The following is a 2,866-nucleotide window of genomic DNA, read 5'->3' as shown; positions in this document are numbered from 1 at the left end:
GCGGCACGTTAAACAGGCAGTGCGCCAGCGCCACCGCAATGTGCGTGTCGATCAGGCCGAAGGCCGAATAGAGCTGGAAGAACGGCAGCGCGAACACCGCCGGCGGCGCCATGCGGTTGGTCAGCAGCCAGAAGAACAGGTGCTTGTCGCCGAGGAAGCGGTAGCGCGAGAAGGCGTAGGCTGCCGGCAGCGCGGCAGCCACCGAAATCACCATATTCATCACCACATAGGTGATCGAGTTGATGTAGCCCGAGTACCAGGAGGCGTCGGTGAAGATGGTGACGTAGTTGGCGAGCGTCGGCTGGTGCGGATAGAGCGTCAGCGAGGAGACGATCTCGGCATTGGTCTTGAAGCTCATATTAATGAGCCAGTAGATCGGCAGCAAAAGCACGACGATGTAGACCGTCGGCACGATCCACCACCAGCGCGATTCCTCGCCGCGTTTGCGCATCAGCCGGGCGACCTGATCCTGCGAGAGTGTGCTCGCCAGTTTGCCCGCTGCTGTGGTCTCGCTCACTCTATCGGCTCTTTCGTTGGCGCCGGTCATCTCAGCGCTCCGCGTCGTAGTTGGTCATCACGGTGTAGAAGACCCATGACAGCAGAAGGACGATGAGGAAGTAGACCAGCGACATGGCTGCGGCCGGACCGAGGTCGAACTGGCCGAGCGCGGTCTTGACGAGGTCGATCGACAGGAATGTCGTCGAGTTGCCGGGACCGCCTCCCGTCACCACGAAGGGTTCGGTATAGATCATGAAGCTGTCCATGAAGCGAAGCAGCACGGCGATCAGCAGCACCCTGTTCATCTTCGGCAGCTGGATGTAGCGGAACACCGCCCAGCGCGAGGCGCCATCGATCTTGGCCGCCTGATAGAAGGCATCCGGAATGGAGACCAGGCCGGCATAGCAGAGCAGCACGACGAGGCTGGTCCAGTGCCAGACATCCATGATGATGACGGTGACCCAGGCATCGAACGGGTCCTGCACATAGTTGTAGTCGATGCCGAGCGCGTTGACGTAGTAGCCGAGCAGACCGATGTCGTTGCGGCCGAAGACCTGCCAGATGGTGCCGACGACGTTCCACGGAATCAGCAGCGGCAGCGCCATGAGCACCAGGCAGACCGGCACGCCCCAGCCCTTTTTCGGCATGTTGAGCGCGATGAAGATGCCGAGCGGCACTTCGATCGCCAGGATGATGAAGGAGAAGATCAGGTTGCGGACCATCGCTTCCCAGAAGCGGCTGGAAGACAGCAGTTCCTCGAACCACTCGGTGCCGGCCCAGAAGAAGACGTTGTTGCCGAACGTGTCCTGCACCGAATAGTTGACGACGGTCATCAGCGGGATGACCGCCGAGAACGCCACCAGCACCAGCACCGGCAGCACCAGGAACCAGGCCTTGTTGTTCCAGGTCTTTTCCATCTATGCCCCCATCTCGACGCGCCAGGAATCGGCATAGATGTTGATGCCGGCCGGCTCGAACCGCACCTTCGGATCGGCTGGCACGGTCTCGTCCTCGCCGATGACGGCCGCAATCTCGCGGCCTTCGAGCTTGGCGCGGACCACCTTGTGGCGGCCGAGATCCTCGACCTTGCTGACCTGCACGGCCATGCCGTCGCGGCCAAGCCGGACATATTCGGGACGGATGCCGAGTTCGATGGCGCCGCTGCCCGCTTTTGGCGCGCCCGGCAGTTCGATGCGCTGCGAGCCGAGCGTCGCCGTCTTGCCGTCGATGGCCACCGGCATGACGTTCATGCCGGGCGAGCCGATGAAATAACCGACAAAGGTATGGCGTGGCCGTTCGAACAGTTCGGCTGGCGTGCCGATCTGGACGATGCCGCCGTCATACATGACCACGACCTGGTCGGCGAAGGTCAGCGCCTCGGTCTGGTCGTGGGTCACATAGACCATGGTGTAGCCGAAGCGGCGGTGCAGCTGCTTCAGCTGCGAGCGCAGCACCCATTTCATATGCGGGTCGATGACGGTCAGCGGCTCGTCGAACAGGATGGCGTTGACGTCGGAGCGCACCAGCCCGCGGCCGAGCGAGATCTTCTGCTTCTGGTCGGCGGTCAGGCCCCTCGCCTTCTTCTTCGCCCAGGACGCCAGGTCGATCATCTCCAGCGTCTCGCGCACCTTGCGGTCGACATCGGCTTCCGGCACGCCGCGATTGCGCAGCGGGAAGGCCAGATTGTCGTAGACGGTCATGGTGTCGTAGATGACCGGGAACTGGAACACCTGCGCGATATTGCGCTCCTGCGTCGACAAATTGGTCACGTCCTTGCCGTTGAACAGCAACTGACCGTGCGACGGGTGCAGCAATCCCGAAATGATGTTGAGCAGCGTGGTCTTGCCGCAGCCCGATGGCCCGAGCAGCGCATAGGCGCCGCCGTCCTCGAAGGTGTGGTGCACTTCCCTGAGCGCGAAATCGGCATCCTTCCGAGGGTTCGGCAGATAGGAATGCCTGACATGGTTGACGTCTATGCGTGCCATATCTTTCCCCTCAAGCCGCCAGCTTCGGCGCGGCCACGGCACGGCCGTGCTCGTCGAAGACCATGATGTGGCGCGGATCGATGAACACCTCGACCTCGGCGTCGGGTTCGAAGTCGGGGATGCCGTGGGTCAGCATGACCCAGCGCGCGTCCGCGAAATCGAGATGGATGAAGCTTTCCGAGCCGGTGATCTCGGTGATCGTCACCTTGGCGCGCACCGGCACAGCGGCGGCATTGGGCTGATCGAGCGACAGGTGATGCGGCTGAAAACCGACCGTGTACATGGCATCGGCAATGCCGGCGAGATCGGCGGGCACCGGCAGTTTGACCCCACCCTCGAGCAGGAAATCCCCACCTTTCTTGGCCAGCACGATGGTGTTGAGC

The 2,866-nt window shown here is 62.4% G+C and carries 3 protein-coding genes and 1 pseudogene; all 4 read right to left on the bottom strand.

The annotated features are described in order from the left end of the window. Positions 1-547 (bottom strand): annotated as a pseudogene (locus tag EN969_RS25055) (carbohydrate ABC transporter permease); the annotation flags it as partial. Between the two features lies 1 nt (position 548). Further along, entirely contained in the window at positions 549-1,415 is an 867-nt protein-coding gene (locus EN969_RS25050) for a sugar ABC transporter permease (RefSeq protein ID WP_013531810.1), read from the bottom strand. Further along, complete coding sequence (locus tag EN969_RS25045) at positions 1,416-2,483, bottom strand: ABC transporter ATP-binding protein (RefSeq protein WP_013531811.1); 1,068 nt, start codon at positions 2,481-2,483, stop codon at positions 1,416-1,418. Between the two features lie 10 nt (positions 2,484-2,493). Beyond that, positions 2,494-2,866, bottom strand: a 373-nt coding sequence (locus EN969_RS25040) for a TOBE domain-containing protein (RefSeq protein WP_127419482.1), incomplete at its 5' end; no start/stop codon positions are given.

This window comes from Mesorhizobium sp. M7A.F.Ca.CA.003.01.2.1 (assembly GCF_003998945.1).
In the GTDB taxonomy this organism is placed as follows: domain Bacteria; phylum Pseudomonadota; class Alphaproteobacteria; order Rhizobiales; family Rhizobiaceae; genus Mesorhizobium; species Mesorhizobium ciceri.
Note: the sequence above shows the minus strand (reverse complement) of the source record. Positions and strands in the feature narration are given on the sequence as shown.

Coding starts and splice junctions, on each gene's coding strand:
- EN969_RS25050 (WP_013531810.1), bottom strand. CDS start 1,415: ATGGAAAAGACCTGGAACAACAAGGCCTGGTTCCTGGTGCTGCCGGTG.
- EN969_RS25045 (WP_013531811.1), bottom strand. CDS start 2,483: ATGGCACGCATAGACGTCAACCATGTCAGGCATTCCTATCTGCCGAAC.